General features: G+C 39.4%; 22 protein-coding genes and 1 tRNA gene. 5 read left to right on the top strand and 18 right to left on the bottom strand.

What is annotated here, in order from left to right:
- Positions 1 to 31 precede the first annotated feature (31 nt).
- From ACM03V_RS07305 to ACM03V_RS07295, 3 genes are all read right to left on the bottom strand, one after another.
- Positions 32 to 391, bottom strand: a complete 360-nt coding sequence (locus ACM03V_RS07305) for a Spx/MgsR family RNA polymerase-binding regulatory protein (RefSeq protein WP_414620102.1) — start codon at positions 389 to 391, stop codon at positions 32 to 34.
- A 357-nt stretch (positions 392 to 748) separates the two neighbouring features.
- Positions 749 to 3,139, bottom strand: coding sequence for an EF-hand domain-containing protein (locus ACM03V_RS07300; protein ID WP_414620101.1), 2,391 nt, complete (start codon positions 3,137 to 3,139; stop codon positions 749 to 751).
- Between the two features lie 205 nt (positions 3,140 to 3,344).
- On the bottom strand, positions 3,345 to 4,028 hold the full coding sequence (locus ACM03V_RS07295; RefSeq protein ID WP_414620100.1) for a Uma2 family endonuclease: 684 nt from the start codon (positions 4,026 to 4,028) through the stop codon (positions 3,345 to 3,347).
- Positions 4,029 to 4,165: 137 nt separating this feature from the next.
- On the opposite strand from ACM03V_RS07295, the gene ACM03V_RS07290 reads away from it, so the two are divergent.
- Together ACM03V_RS07290 and ACM03V_RS07285 are read left to right on the top strand one after the other, a co-directional pair.
- The gene (locus ACM03V_RS07290) at positions 4,166 to 4,585 is read left to right on the top strand and encodes a hypothetical protein (RefSeq protein ID WP_414620099.1); all 420 of its coding nucleotides are present in this window, start codon (positions 4,166 to 4,168) and stop codon (positions 4,583 to 4,585) included.
- Between the two features lie 242 nt (positions 4,586 to 4,827).
- Positions 4,828 to 5,853: a sodium:calcium antiporter gene (locus ACM03V_RS07285; protein WP_414620098.1), complete on the top strand. Its 1,026-nt coding sequence runs from the start codon at positions 4,828 to 4,830 to the stop codon at positions 5,851 to 5,853.
- A gap of 108 nt (positions 5,854 to 5,961) precedes the next feature.
- Here the strand turns inward: ACM03V_RS07285 and arsC are convergent, their stop codons facing one another.
- The 7 genes from arsC to ACM03V_RS07250 form a co-directional block, all read right to left on the bottom strand.
- Positions 5,962 to 6,345, bottom strand: coding sequence for an arsenate reductase, glutathione/glutaredoxin type (gene arsC, locus ACM03V_RS07280; RefSeq protein ID WP_414620097.1), 384 nt, complete (start codon positions 6,343 to 6,345; stop codon positions 5,962 to 5,964).
- A 103-nt stretch (positions 6,346 to 6,448) separates the two neighbouring features.
- A complete protein-coding gene (arsH, locus tag ACM03V_RS07275) occupies positions 6,449 to 7,066 on the bottom strand; it encodes an arsenical resistance protein ArsH (protein WP_414620096.1) in 618 nt (205 codons plus the stop codon).
- Positions 7,067 to 7,102: 36 nt separating this feature from the next.
- A complete protein-coding gene (locus ACM03V_RS07270; RefSeq protein WP_414620095.1) occupies positions 7,103 to 7,816 on the bottom strand; it encodes an MIP/aquaporin family protein in 714 nt (237 codons plus the stop codon).
- A 311-nt stretch (positions 7,817 to 8,127) separates the two neighbouring features.
- The gene (locus ACM03V_RS07265; RefSeq protein WP_414620094.1) at positions 8,128 to 8,988 is read right to left on the bottom strand and encodes a manganese catalase family protein; all 861 of its coding nucleotides are present in this window, start codon (positions 8,986 to 8,988) and stop codon (positions 8,128 to 8,130) included.
- Between the two features lie 450 nt (positions 8,989 to 9,438).
- Positions 9,439 to 9,762, bottom strand: coding sequence for an ArsR/SmtB family transcription factor (locus tag ACM03V_RS07260; RefSeq protein WP_414620093.1), 324 nt, complete (start codon positions 9,760 to 9,762; stop codon positions 9,439 to 9,441).
- A 31-nt stretch (positions 9,763 to 9,793) separates the two neighbouring features.
- Complete coding sequence (locus ACM03V_RS07255; RefSeq protein WP_414620092.1) at positions 9,794 to 11,005, bottom strand: aspartate aminotransferase; 1,212 nt, start codon at positions 11,003 to 11,005, stop codon at positions 9,794 to 9,796.
- Between the two features lie 566 nt (positions 11,006 to 11,571).
- Positions 11,572 to 12,804 carry an iron-containing alcohol dehydrogenase family protein gene (locus ACM03V_RS07250; RefSeq protein WP_414620091.1) on the bottom strand — a complete coding sequence of 411 codons (1,233 nt, stop codon included), beginning with the start codon at positions 12,802 to 12,804 and terminating at the stop codon, positions 11,572 to 11,574.
- A 378-nt stretch (positions 12,805 to 13,182) separates the two neighbouring features.
- Here ACM03V_RS07250 and ACM03V_RS07245 point away from each other — a divergent pair, with 378 nt between their 5' ends.
- On the top strand, positions 13,183 to 13,536 hold the full coding sequence (locus ACM03V_RS07245) for a peptidoglycan-binding domain-containing protein (protein WP_414620090.1): 354 nt from the start codon (positions 13,183 to 13,185) through the stop codon (positions 13,534 to 13,536).
- Positions 13,537 to 13,600: 64 nt separating this feature from the next.
- On the opposite strand, the gene ACM03V_RS07240 is transcribed toward ACM03V_RS07245, so the two are convergent.
- From ACM03V_RS07240 to ACM03V_RS07230, 3 genes are all read right to left on the bottom strand, one after another.
- A complete protein-coding gene (locus ACM03V_RS07240; RefSeq protein WP_414620089.1) occupies positions 13,601 to 14,122 on the bottom strand; it encodes a Ycf51 family protein in 522 nt (173 codons plus the stop codon).
- Between the two features lie 78 nt (positions 14,123 to 14,200).
- Positions 14,201 to 15,466, bottom strand: a complete 1,266-nt coding sequence (locus tag ACM03V_RS07235) for a glycosyltransferase (protein ID WP_414620088.1) — start codon at positions 15,464 to 15,466, stop codon at positions 14,201 to 14,203.
- 100 nt (positions 15,467 to 15,566) lie between these two features.
- Positions 15,567 to 15,959 carry a hypothetical protein gene (locus tag ACM03V_RS07230; protein ID WP_414620087.1) on the bottom strand — a complete coding sequence of 131 codons (393 nt, stop codon included), beginning with the start codon at positions 15,957 to 15,959 and terminating at the stop codon, positions 15,567 to 15,569.
- Positions 15,960 to 16,264: 305 nt separating this feature from the next.
- Between ACM03V_RS07230 and ACM03V_RS07225 the strand changes: the two genes are divergently transcribed.
- A complete protein-coding gene (locus tag ACM03V_RS07225) occupies positions 16,265 to 17,197 on the top strand; it encodes an ADP-ribosylglycohydrolase family protein (RefSeq protein ID WP_414620086.1) in 933 nt (310 codons plus the stop codon).
- 151 nt (positions 17,198 to 17,348) lie between these two features.
- Here the strand turns inward: ACM03V_RS07225 and cutA are convergent, their stop codons facing one another.
- The 4 genes from cutA to ACM03V_RS07205 form a co-directional block, all read right to left on the bottom strand.
- The gene (gene cutA, locus ACM03V_RS07220; RefSeq protein WP_414620085.1) at positions 17,349 to 17,672 is read right to left on the bottom strand and encodes a divalent-cation tolerance protein CutA; all 324 of its coding nucleotides are present in this window, start codon (positions 17,670 to 17,672) and stop codon (positions 17,349 to 17,351) included.
- Between the two features lie 158 nt (positions 17,673 to 17,830).
- Positions 17,831 to 18,913 carry a transposase gene (locus tag ACM03V_RS07215; protein WP_414620084.1) on the bottom strand — a complete coding sequence of 361 codons (1,083 nt, stop codon included), beginning with the start codon at positions 18,911 to 18,913 and terminating at the stop codon, positions 17,831 to 17,833.
- A gap of 29 nt (positions 18,914 to 18,942) precedes the next feature.
- The gene (locus ACM03V_RS07210; RefSeq protein WP_414620083.1) at positions 18,943 to 19,818 is read right to left on the bottom strand and encodes a hypothetical protein; all 876 of its coding nucleotides are present in this window, start codon (positions 19,816 to 19,818) and stop codon (positions 18,943 to 18,945) included.
- Positions 19,819 to 19,955: 137 nt separating this feature from the next.
- Entirely contained in the window at positions 19,956 to 20,615 is a 660-nt protein-coding gene (locus tag ACM03V_RS07205; RefSeq protein ID WP_414620082.1) for an Npun_F0813 family protein, read from the bottom strand.
- Between the two features lie 247 nt (positions 20,616 to 20,862).
- Here ACM03V_RS07205 and ACM03V_RS07200 point away from each other — a divergent pair.
- Positions 20,863 to 20,936: transfer RNA gene (locus tag ACM03V_RS07200), tRNA-Arg, on the top strand.
- A gap of 119 nt (positions 20,937 to 21,055) precedes the next feature.
- Here the strand turns inward: ACM03V_RS07200 and ACM03V_RS07195 are convergent.
- Positions 21,056 to 21,889: an Rpn family recombination-promoting nuclease/putative transposase gene (locus ACM03V_RS07195; RefSeq protein WP_414620081.1), complete on the bottom strand. Its 834-nt coding sequence runs from the start codon at positions 21,887 to 21,889 to the stop codon at positions 21,056 to 21,058.
- Between the last annotated feature and the right edge of the window lie 57 nt (positions 21,890 to 21,946).

Genomic DNA, 21,946 nt, shown 5'->3' with positions numbered 1-21,946 from the left:
TTGTGTAGCCGCGAATTATATTCGCCTGTAATTAATATAATTCCAACTTTTCTTTTATCACCTCTTCTTTTTCCCTAAATCCCACCAACACACCATTACCATCTTTGACAAATAACGGACGTTTGAGCAGCATTGCATCTTGAGAAAAAGCTTCTATCCATTGCTCATCAGTCCAACTTTTCTTTTCCTCACCTAACGCTCGATAAGATTGTCCTGAAGTATTTCGCATCGGTTTAGAGCTTAAAGCTTTTACCCAGTTGGCAATAATATCCTTACTGGGTGGATTTTCTTTAGTATTAATAAATTCGTACTCGATGTTGTTATTTTGCAGCCAAGCGAAAGCTTTTTTGCAAGTACCGCAATTAGGAATACCGTAAACTTGGATTGACATTACTACCTATAGGGGGATTAAGAAACGATTACGATAAAGGTAATCTGAGTTTATATACCTAATTTTCCCTCAAAGGTGTGACATGAGCCAAGAAGAAGATAAAAATACTATTAAAATCGAACCTGGAACTGTGGTATTTATTATATTTGTCTTGTTGATACTTCCGTTGCTGCTTACAGGTTTTCTTTCTCAGTAAAAAAATATAAGCAATATGATAAGTAGTTGTGCAAAATTAATTGTACATTCCGAAACCTTGAAATCCTTGTGATTGCTTCGTTCCTCGCAATGACAATATCTAATTAATTTTGCCTAAGCACTTAAGCAGTACCGAAAACATCGATACTGCTTCTGATTGGTTTATGTGATTTCTACAAATTCGCCACTGCGAGCAAACTCTTCCTCTTCCGGAGTGAAGTGGGGAGTTTCATCAACAATTTCTGGATCGAAGCTGTACGTTTCCTGAAGAAATTGTCCTTCGATGACAGATGATTCTAACTCTTTGATATAATCTTGGGCTAGGGTACAGGCCTCAATGATACCTGACTCATCGCCTTTATCCAACAACTTTTGCAGAGTTGCTCTTACCCCTGACAACCGCGATGCCGGTTTTAGAATCCCATAAAGACGGTACAAGCGATCGACGGAGATGCTCAGGTGTTTGAGGGCTTTGCTGCGTGCAAGTTCGGAGTCCAAACTCGGCCAGTAGCGGGTAGTGTAAAAAGCTTTCTCATCTTTGTGATACCACTCCTCAGAGCGAGCAATGGATGAGGAAACGGTGTTATGTAGTTTCCAAAAAAATAAACGCAAGCTGTCACCATCTACAACTGTAGATAACTTCGCCTCCATCGACACTTCAAAGTTATTCAGTTGTGGATCTCTTCCTAATAAAAGATACTCCACCGGGTACATATCCACTTCTTTGTTCTGCACCACATACATATTCAGGTGGTGACGACAGTAGGGGCAGGGATACATAGTGGCAAATAGTTTAAAGAAGTCTTGGAAAACTGCCACCAGGGCTTTTTGCTCCTCAAGTGGTTTAGTACACAAGATTTCAGGGGTAGTGTGGAAGAAACCCCACACCGCAGGGCCGATATAATAAGGAAAACTAACGCGCATTCCGGCATCCTTAATATCACTACGTGCCAAATAAACATCAATAAATGCTACATATTGCGAAAGCGCTCCTGACTCGCGCCCAAAGTCTTGACGCTCGCGCCGTTTTTGTACGCCATTCAAGTAGTGATGCGTCAAACCCCATGCTTGCTTAACTGCTAGCTTTTGTTCGGGAGTACATTTAGAAAAGTTCTCTGCCACATCCGCGCCATAGCGGTCAAATTCTCCCCCTGTTTTAGTATCTTCATACCACTGAGCCAAAGCCGCTTCATTAGGTACGGAATTGCTTTGGATATCAGCAGCAGTGCTAACACTGAAAGCAGCTAGTAATTTTGGCATGAAATCTTCATACCAATAAGCTACAGGCATCATTGCACCGTCTATTTCTTCTGAAGCCGAGTCGAGGATAACGCGATTCCACTGCTTGAGATAATCTTTAGGATTGCCTGCTGATTTAGGGGGAGGTGGAGCTAATTCTGCATTAAGTTCCATCTGCCGCAGACGGTTGAGTTCGTTGATAGCAAGCACGCCAGAAGCAATATCGCGAAAGCTGAAATGCTTTTTCTTCAAAGTAATGGCGAACTCAACCCCAGCTGCAAACTTCTCCTTCACAGAAGTGGATTTACGGCGTGCTTCCTGCATTGCTTTATCCCGCGCAAGCATCTCTGGTGTTTTTTCAATGCTGTTCCAATTGTTAATGCGTTCAGTCAGTCGAGCGTACTCTTTTTCGATTGATTCAACGACTGCATCTAACAAGGGGTAGCAAGCTTTTTCTACAATATCTAACCCCTTGTAAAGTGCGATCGCTTTCTGTACAAACTGCACAAAGTCTGTAATTTTGTAGGGCAAGTCTCTTACACGCAGATGGGTTTCATGATTGGCGGAGAAACTCTCGCGGAAGCTACGGTAAGCGGCTCCCTGAATCAACCTAAACAAACCAATCTGCATTTGCAACCGTGATGTGGGGCGTTGTTTTTGCTCTTGGGGGTGTTGCGCGAGCAATTCTTTGAGTCGTGCTACTTCTGCATTGTCGCTCTTGTTTTCCTGTTTGGGGGAAGTAGTTGTTTTAACAATCGGTGTGTCAGTATCCAACTCTACGTCTGAAGTGACGGTAGCTGTCTTATTTGCAGACGAACTGGTAAAAGAAATGGGTGAATCTTTATAGCCAGTGGTTATTTCTGACTCTTCTGGAACCAGTTCCATAAACTCTTCAAAGTCAATTGAGGCATCGCCATCGCTATCGACTTCTTTAATCATTTCCGAGAGTTCTTCATCCGTCAGTCCAAACTGACTCATGACGTTGTGCAGCTCGTTTGTGGTAATCTGACCGCTACCGTCCTCATCAAACACGCTAAATGCCAACTTGAGACGGCTTTTACGATCGCCTTGCGTTGACACCATCAGGGTTTTGAATTCATCAAAATCAATAGTGCCTGATAAATCAACGTCCACTTCTTTGATCCGATCGCGTAGTTCGGTTTTACTGGGACTTTGCCCTAGCGATCGCATTACTTCCCCCAATTCTTCTGCTGATATACCACCGCTGCCATCCGCATCAAAGACTTTGAATGCTTCCCACAACTTCGTCACTTCTTCTTCAGTCATGACCTTTTTTTCTAGTTCTAATGGCATTAATTAACACTCCTGATTTTTTTGGACAATAAGCCAGCAAAATGCTTTCTATTAACCATCAATTAAGCAATAGTCTTATTTTTATATTTAGATAGCAGTAAAAGCAATGTAATATTAAGATGATTTGATGTTAAAAATTTTACTATTATTACTGCTTATATGTTGTTAAGCTAGGATTAGCGTTCCTATACGGATGAGAATCAAGTCAAATTTGCTGCAATCTCTCAACAAACTTTTGATGTTCGTCAGTCTGCAATCCTTGCTGTAAAAACGTTAAAACCTCAGCTAAATTACCTTCTAACAAAGCATCAACAGCTAACCATAAACCCGGAAAAACTTCGCTGCGAATTATACCTGTTTTATCTGCTTCTAAGGGAATATAACGACCTTCTTTTAAAATAAACCAGTTCAAACGATTTTCATACATTTGCCAAACAATATATTCTTTAACGCCGTTACGACGGTAAGCATTGAGTTTATCATTGAGGTCATAAGAAGCGCTGCTTGCAGCAATTTCTGCAATTAATTCTGGCGAACCTTCGATATAATCATCTTCACTGATACGAGAATTACCGCCTACTTCTGGCTCTATTCTTAGTAAAGCATCTGGTTGGGGTTCGTTATCAGCATCTAACCGTACAGTAGCATTATCTTGTACATCAACTTCAGGTGTCGCTGCTTTATAAGCTATTAACCAACCAATAATACTAGCATGAGGTCTACCATGTTTTGTCGCACGTACAGGTGAAGCCACGTAAACAACTCCTTCGATTAATTCTGCTTTCTTAATCTGTATCATGGCTTGGTAGCGACGTTCAAATTCATATCGAGTCAGGCGATCGCCATTTTCAAGAGGCGGTACATTAACAATCGTGGATGTAGCTGTCATAATCAATTACCAGTTATCAATTTTCAATTTTCAGTTATCAGCAGATGTGAATCATTTGCTTTGTCTCTATCCTAATATTGACTTTTAACTAATTCACAATCCAAAATCTAAAAAAACGCATCCGTTGTTAAAATTCTATGACTAACCGAATTATCTGGGTACACGGTGACTGTCTGAGTCCCAAAAACCCCGCACTTGATGAATACCCGGATACTCCCGCTATCTGGGTTTGGGATGATGCTTTATTAGAAGAATGGCAAATCAGCCTTAAGCGCATCACTTTTATTTACGAATGCTTATTAGAATTACCCGTCGTCATTCGTCGCGGTGATGTTGCCAAGGAAGTTTTAGCTTTTGCAAAAGAACATAATGCTAATAAAGTTGCTACTACAGAGAGTCCAAGCCCGCGTTTTGATAGTATTTGCAGTGAAATTGAAGGTTCAAAAGAATTAGAAGTATTTGAAGTCGAACCATTTTTTGAATACGACGGTTTTATCGACCTAAAAAGGTTTTCTCGGTACTGGAAAGTTGCTCAAAAATACGTTTTTGAACAGTGAGCAGTGAGCAGTTATCAGTTATCAGTTAAATTATTTTTGAATAAAGTATAGATATTTTAAACCCACGGAGGTGGGTTTTGCCTATGTAGCTGCGACTTCTAGTCGCCAGATAAAAATCTTAGATTTAAACTAATTACAACTACCATTAGTTAGAAACATCAAGAGGATACATTAATTAAATTAGTTTGCTAGTCTGGGTAGACAAAACATTTACGCTCAAATTGTCTGCTGGAGAATATATAGTGATTCAATCTCTGCCAATTGGTATTACGTTATTTGCGATCGCGGCAATTGTAATTGGCTTGGTGGGTACCAGAATGTGTAAGGTTGCCGATCAATTGGCGGATGCTACTGGTTGGGGAGAGGCTGTAGTTGGTGCTGTTTTTCTTGGTGGTAGCACTTCTTTGGCGGGGATTGTCACCTCTGTAACTGCTGCTTATGGAGGCCATGCCGAATTAGCTGTTAGTAACGCGGTTGGAGGTATTGTCGCACAAACGGCGTTTTTAGCAGTTGCCGATATATTCTATCGCAAAGCTAATTTGGAACACGCTGCTGCTTCGATTGCCAATTTAATCCAGGGAACTTTGCTGATGTCTTTGTTGGCAATTCCTTTACTTGCTACTTCTACTCCACAAGTAAGTGTTTGGGGAATTCATCCAGCAAGTCTTGCTATTATTGGAGCTTATCTATTTGGTTTGCGTTTGGTTTCCCAGTCAGAAGAAAAACCGATGTGGAAACCGCGATACACGGAAAAAACCATAGAAGATGAACCAGCAGAAATAACAGATATTAACGTCAACTTAACAAGACTTTGGTTAGAGTTTTTATTTTATGCAGTAATTTTAGCTTTAGCTGGCTATTTAATTGCTCAAACTGGTGTATTTATAGCAATTGAAACTGGATTATCGGAATCTTTAGTTGGTGGTTTATTTACAGCATTATCAACATCTTTACCGGAGCTTGTAGTTACTTTAGCAGCGGTAAGACAAGGAGCATTGACTTTAGCTGTAGGCGGTATTATTGGCGGTAATTGTTTTGATATACTCTTGTTAGCTTTTTCTGATATTGCCTTTCGTAGTGGTTCTATTTATGCTGTTATTTCTGATAAACAGGTTTTCGTTATTTCCTTAGCAATTTTGATGACGGGAATATTGTTATTAGGACTTCTTCAGCGCGAGAAATACGGTTTTGCAAATATTGGTTTTGAAAGTGTTTTAATTTTACTTCTTTATATAGGTGGAATTGGATTGCTGATTTCACCTTTTTAAATAAGATGGGGAGATTCGGAGATCAGAAGACAAGAAGAAGAAAAACTACTCGCTATTTCTTCACTATTTACTATGCCCCATGCCCTATGCCGAATACCCTATTTAAAACTAACTCAATTCATCTATCAATTTAATTACTCTTTCTTTTACTTGTTCGCGGATGCGGCGATATGTCTCGATCTCTCCACCTTCTGGATCTTCTAATTGCCAATCTTCAAATACTTCTCTTGTTAACCATTCTGGTGGTAAATTTACTCCACAACCGCATAAAGATATTACAGCATCGTAGTCTTCAGGATTAAATTCACTCAAAGCTTTCGATTGTTGGTTGCTGATATTCATCCCAATCTCGGACATGATTTCGACAGTTTTGGGATCTACAAAACTCGCTTCTAAACCCGAACTGGTAACACCAATTTTACCTTCTCCTAATTTACGAGCAAATGCTTCAGCCATTTGAGAACGGCGAGAATTCTTTTTACAAACAAACATTACTTTTTTGATTTTTATTCCCCTAATAACAAATATGAAATTACCCTTCGGGTTCACTACTTGCTACAACGGAGGGAACCTCCGCAACGCAGTAGTTCACCAATTACCCATTACCAATCTTTTGTTTTCGTTCGCTATGACGATCTGTAAGATAATCAACTTGATCCCGTAACAGCATGGTAAATTTATACAATTCTTCCATAACATCAATTACCCTATCCCGATAAGGTGAATCTTTCATAGTTCCATCTTCATTAAACTCTTGGTAAGCTTTAGCAACAGAAGATTGATTGGGAATTGTAAACATCCGCATCCAACGCCCTAAAAGTCTCATTGAATTAACGGCATTGAAAGACTGAGAACCACCGCTTACCTGCATTACCGCTAAAGTTCTTCCTTGTGTCGGTCTAACCGATCCTATACTCAAAGGAATCCAGTCAATCTGGTTTTTGATAATTCCAGTCAGATTACCGTGCATTTCTGGAGACGACCAAACTTGCCCTTCCGACCATTTACTCAATTCTTGCAATTCCTGAACTTTGAAATGAGTCTCCGGTACGCTACCCCGAATCGGTAATTCACGGGGATCGAAAAATTTTACTTCTGCACCGAATCCTTCAATAATTCGCGCTGCTTCTTCTGCTAACAAACGACTGTAGGAACGCTCTCGCAACGAACCATATAAAAACAATATTCTTGGTTTATGGTCGAAGTTTGTCATGTAATTAATTACCAATGATCAATTATCAATTACCAATTACTTAAGATCCCGAAATCCGTAAGAAAGATGTCGATAAACAACAACTGCTAACTGCGCTCCCATAATTGGCGCTAACCAATAAAGCCAATGATGTTGCCAAATTCCGACCATCAAAGCAGGACCGAAAGAACGTGCCGGATTCATACTTGCACCTGTTATCGGTCCCATAAAAGTCGCTTCTAAAGCTACCGTTAATCCAATTGCTAATCCTGCAAAACCTACGGGTGCGCGTCTATCAAGTCCAGAACCGAAAATAACGAACATCAAAATGAAGGTGAGAACCAACTCTAACACCAAAGATTGCAACCAATTGTCATTCAAAGGCAAAGTTGCGCCTAAATTTGCAACCTTTCCGAAGCTAATTAAGAGTAAAGCTGAAGCTGATACTGCGCCAATCAACTGTGCTAAAATATACGGCGCGACTAAGCGTTTTGGAAAAAAACCACTAGTCCAAAATGCTAACGTTACCGCTGGATTTAAGTGTGCGCCGCTAATATGCCCTAAACAATAAATCATTGCTGCAACAACTGCACCGAAGACAAAACTAACACCTAAATGCGTTAAGCTACCATCGCTAACAGCATTTACCATTACTGCTCCGGTACCGGCAAACACCAAAGTAAAGGTACCGATACCCTCGGCGATCGCCTCTCTTTTACAAATGCTGCCCAATAACTGTAGTCGCGAATGCTGCTTAACACTTGTATGCATAGGCTTTACTGGCAAATTAGCGCCCCAAATTTATAACAAACTTTACATAAATAGATTATTTCAAAAAAAGTTGATATGTCAAGTAAGTAGTAATTTAAAAAGATTGATTTTTAGGTTACAGTTTACACGAAGACTCTTTGAAAAGGAGGTTGAGGGAAATATTAGTATCTGGAACACTCTATTTATGATTAGGATTACTTTACCTCCTCCATTACTTTTGATCGGTAATCAGTAATAGTATTAAAAAAAATATAGAGACGTGATGATATTATCACGTCTCTATAATCCGTAGAAATTATAAAATATTAGTACTACCTACTTTTAGGTGTACCGTGCAATCTTGGATCGGGTTGAGGTGCTTCGAGTTCTGGCCCTTGAGGTTGAGGATTTTTCAGGTATTTAAATTCTCCTTTACCGTCCATTGATGAACCTTTAGCCCAGCGCCCTTCTGCGCTTTCGTTACCTTCGGATAAATCCCAGTATTCGTAAGATGCTGATTGCTTCTCTTTTTCTTGAGGGAATGAACTAGGAATGGGAAAGTCTTCTAGTCCAGAGTCTTTTAAATCTTCTATTGCAGCCAGCCACTGATTTTGGTGCATTGTGTCGCGGGCTATCATGTAGCTTAAAGTATCTTTGACACCAGGATCGTTGGACATTTCATACAGCCGCACGGCTTGCAAACGTCCTTGTGATTCGGCTTGAACGTTAGACATAAAGTCTGCCATTAAATTACCGCTGGCAATAATGAAACGACCGTTCCAAGGATAGCCCACGCTATCGGCTGGCATTGCACCTAAGCCAGATACAATGGCGTGTTGCGGGTTCATCGCGTTAGCCATAATGACATCTTCGGCTTTGCTTCCACCCATGACTGCACCAACAATCGGATCTTTGACAGCTTCTTGTTGAGCTTCTAAGGGAGCGTTATCGAGAAGATGGGCTATCAAACCGGCAACCATCTCAATGTGTCCAATTTCTTCGGTACCGATATCTAACAGCATATCCTTATATTTGGCCGGACCTCGGCAATTCCAACCTTGAAATAGGTACTGCATCATTACAGTCATTTCCCCGAAAGGACCACCAATTAATTCTTGGAGTTTCTTGGCATATACTGCATCTGGATGCTCCGGTGGCGTGAAATACTGGAGACGCTTTTTATGGTAAAACATTTGTGTTTTGAAAATTTTCTACAAGCGCGATTTGAGGCGATCGCTACAAATCGCAAGCAGCGAAACTATAATAAGCATTTTTCTACACTAAAATTAATTAGCATTTATTGATAAATTCCCAGTTAGGGAAGACTTAATTTTGATTCCTATATCTTTAACTGGCAATCTAAATGCCGACTGAGTTTCAAGTTTTCGCTTATGTTCTTATTTAAATAATAAAAAGGCTTTTCTCCATCACCCGTGAGTAAGAAAGCCTAAATATGAGAAATATGCTTTTTTATATAGAATTTATATATTTAGGAAGAGGAAACTAGTTATAAATACAGGAGTCTAACAGAACTCTGATGTTACCTATGCACAATTTATAAACGTAGCACCGCGTCCCATTTCGCACCTGTATTTTAAGCTCAATCATCAAAAAATTATTCTTTATCAAAAATATTACAATTATTAGGAATCTTCACAGCAAGACGCAGGTACAATTGTATTACTAGTATATTCTGTTAAATATTGCTGTAGTACTTGAAACTGAGGTTGATTAAGGCTGTAATAAATCCAGCGCCCTTCTTGACGAGCGCAAACTAGATTAGCTTCTTTAAGGGTTTTCAGATGGAAAGACAGTTTGGATTGACTGACATCTAAAATATCGCATAAATCACAAACACAGATTTCACGATTTTTTAGTAGTTGCAATACTTTAACCCGTAATGGTTCGGATAAAGCATGAAAGCCAGAAATAATACTATCTGGAACCGTAGTAGGAGTGGATTGCATCAATTTATATTGAATTGAAAGTCAACTATACTCATTTTGAACTAAAAAGTGCAGGTTTGGAGTCATAACGAATACCTGCTTGTTTAAATCTATGCAAAGCTTCATCAAGACGTTTAGTATCGGCAATCAGACTAATACGCACATAATTTTCACCTCCAGTACCAAAAGCATTGCCGGGAGTAACTACTACACCTGTTTGCTGCAATAACTTTAAAGCAAAATCTGTAGAATTCATGCCTACAGGAGAAGGAATCCACAAATACATTGTTGCTTTTGTTTTAGAAAGATTCCAACCCAAATCTGTCAAACCTTGGATCAGAAAATCGCGACGGGTAGAGTAGCGTTGTTGAACTTGCTCTAAATAACTATCGGGTAACTGTAAAGCAGTTTGGGCTGCTGCTTGCAATGCTGAAAAAATACCATAATCTAAATTTGTTTTCAGCGTTCGTAAACCTTGAATTACGTGTCGGTTGCCTACTACAAAACCCACGCGCCAACCTGCCATATTATAGGTTTTAGACATGGTGTGAAATTCCACGCCGATATCTTTCGCACCGGGAATTTCTAATAAACTTGTAGGTTGATAGCCATCAAATGCTAGTTCCGCGTAACACAAGTCATGTACTAGCAAAATTTCATGTTTTCGAGCAAAAGCAACTATTTCTTCAAAAAACTCGCGGGGTGCAGTCGCAGCAGTAGGATTATTCGGATAATTAAAATAAAGTATTTTTGCTCTTTGGGCTACGGTATCCGGTATTTTTGTTAGATCGATTAACCAGTCATTTTCTGGCTGTAAAATTAAACTGTGAATTTCACCACCAGCAATTACGGGGCCGCGAAAATGCACTGGATAAGACGGCGAAGGAACTAAAACCAAATCGCCAGGATTAACGTAAGCTAATGCCAAATGCCCCAATCCTTCTTTAGAACCTAATAACGGTAAAGCTTCGCTATCGGGATCTAAATTAACTCCATAACGGCGATGGTACCAAGTAGTAATCGCATTACGAAAATTGGCTGTTCCTTCAAAAGGAGGATAACCGTGATTGTCGGGATTTTTTAAAGCTTCTATCGCCGCATCAACGATAGGCGAAGGTGTTGCACCATCGGGGTTTCCCATACCCAGATCGATCAAATCCAAACCTTGCTCCCGCGCTTTTGTCTTCAATTCATCCAATCGAGCAAATGGATAAGCGGGTAGCTTCTGTATTCTTCGGGCTGGGATTATCCAATCTAAACTCATTTTTAAATCAACTCTTGAATTTTTGATCTACGCAAAAGCAAGGTAATTACATGATAATTTATTTTTGCGTATATCCTGGAACTGTTACATTACCAAGAAATCAGCCCCCCAAGCAATATACCTGCCTTGACATCCTCCCCCGATTTATTGGGGGATTCTTAAGACTCACGACTCAGGTTTCTGTTTCATTACCACAAATTGTGTCAAAACCATAGTGTGTACCTAACTGCTGTCATCCCACCAGTAAACTGAGAATCTTCTGACTTGAATAGATAAAAATCTATTTTTACCGAAGCCCTTCGGGCAAAAGTCGCGAAGTAAGAAGTAAAAAGTAAAAAGTAATAATTTTAGCCCGTGCGGATGGTATAAAGCCTCGTCTTTTAAAGACGAATAAAAACCAAATTTATCATTATTTGAATCCTCTACCTTTTAAGAAGAGGTATTACTTCTTACTTCTTACTTACTACTTATTACTTGTGAAAAAAGGTATTTTCCTGAAAATATATTTTCTTTACCGATGAATTGGGAAGCCCACACCGTACCCGATAGGGTCGGTGTTGGGTAGTTCACAGTTTATTATCGCTTTTAGAGCCAGAAAACTTCTTGGTTTGATTGCTCGCAGAATTTAAACCATTGGAAATTCCACTTGCTTCTACTGGCGCTGTAGTCGAAACCATCGCTGCCATCAACTGTTCGAGAGCAACTTTAAACGGTAATCTATGAATATCTGAGTTGGGCTGTAGCGCAAATTCTGCTGATTTTTGCAACTGTTTGAGAGTTATATTACCCAAACCTAAATCATCCAGTTTTTGAGGTAATCCGATTTCTGCGTAAAATTTGAGCAATTGTTGTCTGGCAGCAGCAGCTAACTGGTTCCCCTGTAGCATTTCTTCCAAACGCAACTGTACCAAAATACCGTAAGCAACTTTTTCGCCATGAATGCTACCGCGTCCGCAAACATGAGTTAAACCATTATGCACCGCATGAGCGGCAACAGTACGACATTGTGCGCCGCCAATTCCACCAACGACTCCAGCAAGTAACACCGTAGCGTCTACAACTTCTCGCCAAACTTCGCTACCGGGAGATTGCAAAGCCGCAGCCGATTTTTGCAATAAAATATCGCGTAAAACCCTGGCTTGTTGAACTGCTGCAATAATTAAAGTTTGTTCGGAATGTCCGCTGCTTACCGATGCTTCGTACCACTTGGCGATCGCATCACCAATTCCGGCAACTAATGTACTTTGGGGCGCTGTTTGAATTAAATCGTAATCCAATATCAGCAAGTCAGGGCAGTTATCTAAAGTCACATCATATAGAAACGCCCCTTCATCAGAATACACGTTAGAAAGCGCAGTCCAAGCCGCACAAGTCGCCGCCGAAGTCGGGATTGTAACTACTGGTATTTGTAATTGATAGGCTAATAATTTCGCCGTATCAAGGGCTTTACCACCACCAATACCGATAATTACATCAGCTTCATGGACTTTTGCCGTGTTTAGTAAAAGCTCTAAACTGCTTTCACTACAATCGGGAGCATAACTCTTTTCAATAAAATCTAACCTGCGAGATTTCAGCAATTCCAGATACTTTTGAGCAATATTTACAGTACGATTAGGGGAGCTAAACGGCTTATAAGTAACGCCACCAACAATCAAGGGACGATTCCCCAAGCGTCCGATAGCATCAACAGCTTGATTGTGGATTTGGCAACCGCGAATTACTTTTGCTGGAGCTACCGCAAGAGTTAATAAGGAATTGGATTCCGCCTTCAAAGTGTTTTTCGATTGATTAAACATATAACTTATTTAATTAGCACCAAAATATAGAAAATTTTTTCGGAATTGAGAAATCGTTTAGCTTACTAAGTTATTTTACCTAAGAATAATAATTGTATCGTTAGATGTAGATTTAAAACTTATAAGTCTATATGTCAGCTATATTACATTTTAGACTGTATAATGTCTACCTTAAGTATTATTGTCAACGAATAAATACTTAGCTGATCGAATAATCAGCATAAATCAACTAACATAGAGATAGTATATTTACCAGTAACCACAGCTACATGATGCACTTAGTGCAAAGAATTTGAAAAAAATTAGTAATTTTGCGGAGTTTCAACGATAAAAGAATATAGGTAAGAAAACTCTTCAATAAATAATTAAGGTAATCATATGGAAACATTTAATAATAATTCTCAACAAATAGGTAAAAATGGTAAGGTTAAAACTTTTCAACAAAGAGTTTTTTCTGTCGAAGAGGACGCTGCAAGCAATAACTTACCTTCTCAAGTGAATAAAAACGAACCGATCGCATTGCCAGAACTAAGAAAAGGTAGCAAAGGAGAAATGGTAATGAAAGCACAGCGCATCCTCAAAACAACTTCCGATTACATCGGATATGTAGACGGTGATTTCGGTTGGGTTATGGAATCAGCAGTGCAAAGCTTTCAACGTCGGAGCAAAGTAGCAATAACTGGAATCATCAATGATGATACTTGGAATGCTCTAAACCAAATTCGTCGCTGAAATCAGTAAACAGTGAACAGTTAAGAGTTTCATCTTATAACTCCTAACTCCCAACTTCTAACTCCTAACTTTCAAAAGTTGATAATTTCTCTAAGTTATCTTCGTAAATATCAATTTGCATTCCGCTATCATCGCGATCTGAAAGGGAACGCTTAACTTGTCCTAAATACAGAGGAACAGAAAGTCCGGGTTCGGGATGTACTATACTGCGAGCGCGAATAGTTAATTGATTATCTTGTCGGGTGCCTAATCTACCGTAGGAAAATAAATCGCTAGCAGCTTGTCGTAAAGTTGCATCTAATTCTGAAGAGGTGATTTGGGGTGGGGTAGCAATTACAGCTTGCGACGATCCATTATCAAATACTAGTTTATAATGAACCGCACCCGGAATCACGGTGCGCGTTAAAGGGGTGAGAGAGAGAGGGAATAAACCCCCCGTTAGTACCAGCATAAATCCCGTCGCACCCGCCAAGCGGAAACGAATACCCCATTTAAAAATAAAGCCTAAGAGTGTAATAAAAGCAAATATTAATGTGGCAATACCCGACCATTGAGTGTAGCGTGCGAAATCATCTGTTGAGAACATAATGGTTTAACTGCCAAGTTAATTAATCTATCAATGAATTTATTTTACCTGGCAAGCTACCATCTTATCTGGGGTAATTCAAATTATTTCAAGCTGTTTTTCAATGGCATCACAAGCAACACCAACACCATCTTCTGCTTGAATTATGCGTCCAATTTCTATTGCTCTTGCTGCATAGTCGGGATTTTCCAATAAAGCTTTTAACTTTTTCACTACCCGTTTTGCTTTATATTGCTGGCGTGGAATAGTACGAGAAGTTCCTAACCGTTCGACTCGTGCGGCATTGTCTGGTTGATCGTGACTGTAGGGCATCACAAGCGTTGGACGACCGGCTCGTAAGGCTTGAGCCGTCGTACCAATACCACCTTGATCAACAATCGCACAAGCTTTCTGAAAAATTTGAGAATACGGTGCATAACTTACTGCAATAATTTCTTTTGAAAGGTTTTTTGGAACCGGATTTTTACCAATTAATAAAACAGCGCGACGGTTTAACTGTTTCACTGCTTCAATGCTTTCCTGATAAAAGTTGCCAGCATCCATTACAGCAGATGAGCCAAGTGTAAAAATAATCGGTGGTTCACCCGCATCTAAAAACTGCTTTAGTTCTGGAGTTAGTTCTGCTCCACCTTGGGTTCCATCATAAAATGTGAAACCTGCAACTACCGTATTTTCTGCCCAATCGGGTTGAATTTTTGCTAACACTGACGAGAACATGGCTAGCACAAGATAGGGAGAATACTTGTCATCGATGAAGGGATTGCCAGCAAGAGTTGGTAATCCGAGTTCACGTCGAAGTTGATGAACGGGTTGTGTCAAAGGTTTAGTCATTACTTTTACCAACTTAATAATGGCTCGGTAAACAACAGGACTAAACCTGCCTAGTTTAGTTAAAAATGGAAACACAGGAATAATTGATGGGTCATAAGCAGAGAAAAAGGAAAGAGGTGAGAGAAGAGCTAAAGCCCAACGAATCCCCAATTTTTCTGCAACTAACCGAGCCGCTACGACTCCTTCACCTGCAATAATCAAGTCTGCATCTTTGGCTATATTGATCAAATCCGTGTAAGTTTGACGTAAATTAGCACAAACCCAATTACGGATGATATATTCTGAACCAGTTTTCAAATCCATCATCCGCGCCATCTCTTGAGAATCACTCAAAGCAGTGTTATCAGGGCGCATTCGCTGAAATTCAAATTCCAAAGCTTCAATTTTTTCTCGATACTCTTTGTGTGTCGCAAACACCACATCATGACCGCGTTTTCGTAATTCAAGCGCGATCGCAATATTAGGATGCAAATCACCTAGAGAACCAATGGTAGTTAAAACAATTCGACTCACTCTCTTATCTGTAAATATAATATAAAAGAATACCTGCTTAGTTTAACTAATGCAGGCACTACAAATTTATAAAATATTTTTGAATATACAAATATTGTAGTTAATAACGGCTACATCTTATAGATAAATCCTTACCATCATTTGAAGTTGAAACCGACACGATATAATCTTTTGGACAAGTTCGCACGGAATTATTTTCTATTATTTTAATATCTTCAGAAAGCGTACAGGTTTGAAACTCTGACTTTTCTGCGAACATTATATACTTCTGAGCTTTGCAAGGAAAAGTAGACCTGCCTGTTCGATAATTGCTGATGGTAATTTTAGTGTCTCTTGCTAATACGCAATATTGTAAAGAACCATTTGCATGGCGATTTATGGTACTTGCTTCACAGGAAATTGCTGAAAGTGCAGGTTGAGGAAAAAATATATTTATCGCAGAAATACTCACAAAAGAACTAACCGCAGCTAATTTGTGGTTAAAAAAGATCATTAGTAAAAAACCTTTTTGAATACTTATAGAAATTGATCTATTTGATTTAATAAATATTTAAAAAAAGAATTAAAAATATTGAGAAAAAACTTATAAAAAACACCCCTTGAGGGGTGTTTACATCTTCCCAACAATCAGCAACAGTGACAAATGCGGGACAAACCACATTCACAGTCACAAGCGTGTATTGTTATATTATTAACTTTTTTTGCTATACACCTCAGAATTTGCACTTAGAAATGCAAGTTCAAATTAACGAAATTATTTATTGTCTTGCTTTAGTTGTGTTTGATTAAAATAAAACTATGAAAAAATCAGAATCTGGTTTACTCGGTTTATCTATAGGCGATGCATTGGGAGTACCTGTAGAATTTACGAGTCTAGATCAAATTAAATCTCCGGTAACATCAATGTTGGGCTATGGAACCTGGGATGTGCCTGCTGGAACTTTCTCTGATGACAGTTCCTTAACTTTTTGTTTAGCTGAATCTCTTTGTAAGGGATTTTCGCTAGATGATATTGCTAACTCTTTTTATCGCTGGTATCACGAAAATTATTGGACGGCGACGGGGGAAGTTTTTGATATTGGCAACACGACATTTTTGGCGATCGCTGATTTTCAAAGAGGTGTTCCACCCATACAAGCTGGTGGTAAAAGCGAAAACAGTAATGGCAATGGTTCTTTAATGAGAATTTTGCCTATGGCTTATTGTTTCAAAAAATGGGCTTTTCCAGAACTAATTTCTCGTACACATCAAGTTTCTTGCATTACTCACGCGCATCTTAGATCGCAGATGGCTTGCGGGATTTATGTAAGCATTGCAGTCTCGTTGTTAGAAGGTGAGAAACTGCAATCAACTTATGAAAAGGGATTAGAAAAGATACAAACAATTTATTCAGCGTCTGAATATGCTGGTGAAATCTCGCATTTTGATCGAGTCTTTAGCGGAGAAATTGCTAAATTACCTGTAGACGAGATTCAATCTAGCGGTTACGTAATACATACTCTTGAAGCGTCTTTATGGTGCCTATTAAATAGTTCGTCTTATGCCGGATCTGTATTAAAAGCAGTAAATTTAGGCGGAGACACCGATACCACAGCAGCGGTTACGGGTGGTTTAGCAGGAATTTATTATGGTATTGAAAATATCCCTAAAGAATGGATCGAACAAATTGCCCGCAAACAAGACATTGTGGATTTGGCCAAGCGTTTCGATGCAGCGGTTTTTGGGAGTTAATAGTTAGGAGTTAGTAGTTAGGAGTTAAATTTTATCGGTGCGTTGTGCCCAGCAAGCAACACAACGGCAATAAAGCAGGAGGAATATCCACACTGCTTTCTTTTTGCCTGCCCTACAATTTTAGTCACTCTTCACCGATAACTGATAACTGTCAACTGACCTGCTGTGCAATCCACTGTAAGTAAGGTTGATAACCTTGGAGAATGGGTATGGCAATAATTTCGGGTACTTCATAGGAGTGAAGTTCGAGGATTTTTGCTTCTAAAGTGGGAAATCTAGTTAAATCGGTTTTAATAAAAAGTTGCCATTCTTGGTCATTGTTAACTTTCCCTTGCCAAGTGTAAATTGAGTTTATGGGGCTGAAACTGACGCAAGCAGCGAGTTTAGACTCTACTAAAACATTGGCAATTTTAAGAGCTTCTTCTTGAGAACCAGTTGTTACCAATACTATACCGTAGTCGGTAAAGTTATCCATAAGATTAGAAAAAAGTAGATGGACACTATGGCTGAAATAATCCGTAGCCGATATTGCTAATTCCGGGATTACTAATTACGAATCAACTAAATCGCTATGGCAAGGGAAAATGCCTAACATAGAATTGCGTTTTTCCGAGCGGAGCTTATGATAGTTAATTAAACAGGGGATAATGAATATACTTGCCCATCAATTAACAATCGGGTGATACCTTTGGCTTGCAATTGATAACGAGCCTTGTGTAACACTTTGCTATCGGGTACTTTGATTACGCGATCGCGTTTTGAGGAAAAGCGTTTTGCGACTCGATGGTTGTCGAATACGGGTAAAGTTGTTTCCTGGGTTTCTGGACTGGGGATTTCTCCTAAGTCGCTAAAATCCCTGAGCGGACGAGTAATTAGTTCTGCGGCTCTATCAATGACTATGTAGCAGGTTCTAGGTAAAGCTGCTGCTGATAGCGGTAGAACTCGAACTAAAGGTTCGTTTGACCTTCTTCTAGGAACAAAGCGTGTAGGTTGCTCGAAATCATCTTCTTCCTCGTCGTCGTCGTCATCATCGTCATCAAAATCGTCTTCGAGTAAATCGTCTAAATCTTCCAAGTCATCGGAATCATCGATTTCCTCACCAAACATTTCCGCTATGACTTTGGCTTCAGTACGTTCATTATCTAGTATCGGGCTGGGAATACTCTTGAGTTGGGGAGGACTGGGGATACTTTTAACTTCCTTCTCATGTTCTTCAAGTAGTTCCAATTGTTCGGCAACTGGGAAAGGCTTTTGAGAAGGAACTGGAGTTGATGCAGAAGTTGGTGCAGAAGAACGTCTTTTTACCCTTCTAGGAGCTTCGGTTGTTTTTGTTACCTTCCTTAATATGGGTTGTTTTTTGACAACTCTTTCATCTTGTTCGTCTTGTTCGTCTTGTTCATCGTCTTCTTGGACGCTTTCTTCCTTGATTTTAGGCTTAGAAGTACGCGATATTGTTTCCTTCTCTTCAACTTGTGCTTCATCATCAAAAGAAGGAATATTCTCGTAGCTAACTTGTGCCCTGCCTTCAGGAGTTCTAGCCGCACGCTTTAAAGAAACCAAGTATTCGTACTCATCTTCGGGCAAAGTACTTTTGAGTAAGCGGCTGATAGTCGAATTGCTTACACCATAGCGCTCTGCCAAAGTCGAAGTAGTTTCGGCACTTTCTCGATACAACTTGAGAATTTCTTTCTTGTCGGATTCTGTTAGTTTTCTCACAATGGATGTAGACCCCCAACGTTGTTTTTTTAAGTTCGTTTGCGTCCGCGTTCTCGTCGCGAACGATTTGATGAAGTTTCATGTTCGAGGGCTGCGCCCATACCGAATAAAACTCCACTCAATACCCAACCCACTTCTAATACGCCTCCACTTTCATAATTAGGTACTCTATTCTCTGCCCATTTAAACCATATATCTGCAATGTAAAGCGAAAACGTTGCTACTGCAATCATTCGCCAAGGCAAAGAAGCGCGTCCACCCCAAAAAGCAAGTAGCAGACTCGTAGCAATAATTAATAGTAATACGTCGCTGACTACGTAAAACCAGTTTAAGATGTCTTTTAGTTGGGATGCTCCTTCGGCTCCAGCGGCACTCAATTGATCTGGCTGACTAATTAACCATGCCAAAGCGCTACCAAAGGCGGCGATCGCCAATACAATTATCCACTGCCAACCTTCTAAATTGATTCGCCTTGAAGCTACCGCTAAAACCATGCCGATGCCTACCAACAAATAAGTCACCACAAAAAATATATCGCCAACTGAGGGAAATGGGTCTATTTTTAAGATGATTTCTAGATAGCCAAAAATTATCCCTCCTAAACAATAAGACAGCATACCTATACCAAATAGCAGCCATACATTTCTGCCGCTGACAATTTGGCGACTGCGCCAGTTTCTTAAACACAAAATTCCCGCACCCAAGTAAGCTAACGCTTCAAAAATATTTGTTCCGGTAATATACCAGCTCGCACGTTTTAGTTCACCATCTGCACCTGGAACTTCAGCGCTAAAAAGTAAAAAGTACAGCAGTGCTAAAACACCCCAAGCAATATTAGCCAGGATAATGTTCTGAGTGTTAAACCACGATTTTGAACCGTCGGACTTCTTGTAAATGCTACTCATTTATAATTTACCGTGTTTATGCATTTAGCTTCATAATTTGCTTATAGATTGTGTACGTAAAATAAACCCGACTTTAGTAGGGATGTATTCAACATCACAAACCTACACAATCTTAACTGCATAAAAATCCTTATGTGCTAATGCCACAGTTTACTCAGAGAAGATTCTTTTAGCCAATTAATAAATACGGTTCTTTCCGGCACGGACATATCGTGTAAAGTATCCATTACCTGATGGGCAAAATCGGAACTACCAAAAAATGCTTTACCTAATCTGTGTAAATCTTCCAGAAATACAGTTACATAATCTTCTTGCCAGAAAGGAATTTCAATCGGTTCTATCGGATTTATACTCAATAAGTAGTCAATAGCATTAGGTGAAGAAGCAGCAGGGAATTGCCATTGATTCAAGATGGTTGAAATTTCTTTTTTAAATGAACTCGCTTGTTTTGCGCCAAGAAGTTCTTCAATATCCATATACACCGCTTGCAACAGCAAAATACAGGCAACAGTCAAAATTTTATTATTACCTTGATTGCTCGCTTCACTCTCAAACTGGTCTAAACGAATTTTTCCCCAAACACTGAAACGTTCTTCTTCCTCTAACAATACGCAGGCTTTGCCTCGGTTATCCGTCAACTCTCGCCACAAAGCTCTAGCTTCTTCCTCTTGGCTAGCTTTAAATAAGCTAATCAACCGAAACGTTTGTCCTTGATAATGAAGAACGGGAACCTGTTGGTCGCGCTTAGGATGTACAATACTAGATATTTCAACGTCTTGCCGTTTCAAAATAAACATAAAATTTTCAGATAACTCCTCTGCGAGGCACTTTTAAAATACGGGAGATATAATAACCGTCTTTGTAATAATTGACGCTTTTACTTACGACAACACAATATACCTGAGTTATATCCTTTGTGTCCGGATTTTTATGTAACTTTATAGTCAATCAAATTACATTTTATCCTGGTTTATTCAAAAAAATCCAAGACCTCATTGCTTTTTATTCAGACCGCTGATATAATACATTAGCTAAACTTTGTTTGGGTGCGTAGCTCAGCCGGATAGAGCAACTGCCTTCTAAGCAGTCGGTCGCAGGTTCGAGTCCTGCCGCACCCGTTTTTAGTGATCAATTATCAGTTATCAATTCCTGCTTCCCAGTCTTTGGCTGGGAAGCAATGTTTGAAGGCTCCGCCTTTTTATCGTGACAGTTAACCTAACATTATTTTTTAATTCATTTATTTAGCAGATTGTTCTTGGCTTACTTGTCTCACCTCATCAACAGTTAAACCCAAAGCTTGCGCTATCTGTTCCACAGTCAAACCAGCAGCTAACATTGGTGTTACAGCTTGTAGCTTTCCTATACGTTCTCCTTCTTGTACCCCTTCCGTTTTTCCTTCCGTTTTTCCTTCCATTTTTCCTTCTTCAAACGCTTGCTGATATACACGTGTTTTCTTTAAATCGCTTAATTCAAACATTTCTTGTATCTCCTTGATATCCATTTTAGGTAATTTATAAATCAGAATCGTCTCAATTATTTGTAATAATTGTTGCTTTTGCTTTACTGATTCAATTTCTTGGCTGGTTCTAGTAATTAACTCCCTAGCTTCTTGTACAGCTTTGTCTTCGTTTTCTATAACTAATTTTATCGTAGCAATTCCAATCGGTAGGGATGCATTTTCTCCCAACTCATCTAAATAAATACGGGTGATTCTACCAGATGCGAAGGATTCGCGGTAATGTTTGATTGGTGCGGTATCGATGCTACGAGTCGGATAAATAACCGCAGCAAACCAGTCATTCTCTGGTTGATTTTGACGTAGATATAGATTAATTTCTGTAAACAGCCGCGAGTAAATTTCTGAGTCAGGTTGAAATTGAACTTCGACAAAATAAATGGGCTTTTGCGGTTCGTTTGGAAGAAATACACCATCTATTCGGAAAGCAGTTTGCTTAATTTCAACTGATGAGAATTGATAACCCGTAGCAGTTGCGGTAGGATTGCTAATTAATTCAAAGAATATATCGGGGAATTCTTGAAAAAGACGGTAGAAAATGCTATCAGTTTTCACTAATTAGATGATTGAAAAGCAGAGTATTATTAGATTACTATATTTAGATATTTGATA

Source organism: Calothrix sp. CCY 0018 (genome assembly GCF_963920925.1).
Taxonomy (GTDB): Bacteria; Cyanobacteriota; Cyanobacteriia; order Cyanobacteriales; family Nostocaceae; genus Rivularia.
This window is presented reverse-complemented; position numbering and strand designations above follow the sequence as displayed.

Bases quoted from the DNA above. Each gene is read 5' to 3' on its own strand.
- ACM03V_RS07305 (WP_414620102.1), bottom strand. From the start codon at position 391: ATGTCAATCCAAGTTTACGGTATTCCTAATTGCGGTACTTGCAAAAAA.
- ACM03V_RS07300 (WP_414620101.1), bottom strand. From the start codon at position 3,139: ATGCCATTAGAACTAGAAAAAAAGGTCATGACTGAAGAAGAAGTGACG.
- ACM03V_RS07295 (WP_414620100.1), bottom strand. From the start codon at position 4,028: ATGACAGCTACATCCACGATTGTTAATGTACCGCCTCTTGAAAATGGC.
- ACM03V_RS07290 (WP_414620099.1), top strand. From the start codon at position 4,166: ATGACTAACCGAATTATCTGGGTACACGGTGACTGTCTGAGTCCCAAA.
- arsC (WP_414620097.1), bottom strand. From the start codon at position 6,345: ATGTTTGTTTGTAAAAAGAATTCTCGCCGTTCTCAAATGGCTGAAGCA.
- arsH (WP_414620096.1), bottom strand. From the start codon at position 7,066: ATGACAAACTTCGACCATAAACCAAGAATATTGTTTTTATATGGTTCG.
- ACM03V_RS07270 (WP_414620095.1), bottom strand. From the start codon at position 7,816: ATGCATACAAGTGTTAAGCAGCATTCGCGACTACAGTTATTGGGCAGC.
- ACM03V_RS07265 (WP_414620094.1), bottom strand. From the start codon at position 8,988: ATGTTTTACCATAAAAAGCGTCTCCAGTATTTCACGCCACCGGAGCAT.
- ACM03V_RS07260 (WP_414620093.1), bottom strand. From the start codon at position 9,762: ATGCAATCCACTCCTACTACGGTTCCAGATAGTATTATTTCTGGCTTT.
- ACM03V_RS07255 (WP_414620092.1), bottom strand. From the start codon at position 11,005: ATGAGTTTAGATTGGATAATCCCAGCCCGAAGAATACAGAAGCTACCC.
- ACM03V_RS07250 (WP_414620091.1), bottom strand. From the start codon at position 12,804: ATGTTTAATCAATCGAAAAACACTTTGAAGGCGGAATCCAATTCCTTA.
- ACM03V_RS07245 (WP_414620090.1), top strand. From the start codon at position 13,183: ATGGAAACATTTAATAATAATTCTCAACAAATAGGTAAAAATGGTAAG.
- ACM03V_RS07240 (WP_414620089.1), bottom strand. From the start codon at position 14,122: ATGTTCTCAACAGATGATTTCGCACGCTACACTCAATGGTCGGGTATT.
- ACM03V_RS07230 (WP_414620087.1), bottom strand. From the start codon at position 15,959: ATGATCTTTTTTAACCACAAATTAGCTGCGGTTAGTTCTTTTGTGAGT.
- ACM03V_RS07225 (WP_414620086.1), top strand. From the start codon at position 16,265: ATGAAAAAATCAGAATCTGGTTTACTCGGTTTATCTATAGGCGATGCA.
- cutA (WP_414620085.1), bottom strand. From the start codon at position 17,672: ATGGATAACTTTACCGACTACGGTATAGTATTGGTAACAACTGGTTCT.
- ACM03V_RS07210 (WP_414620083.1), bottom strand. From the start codon at position 19,818: ATGAGTAGCATTTACAAGAAGTCCGACGGTTCAAAATCGTGGTTTAAC.
- ACM03V_RS07205 (WP_414620082.1), bottom strand. From the start codon at position 20,615: ATGTTTATTTTGAAACGGCAAGACGTTGAAATATCTAGTATTGTACAT.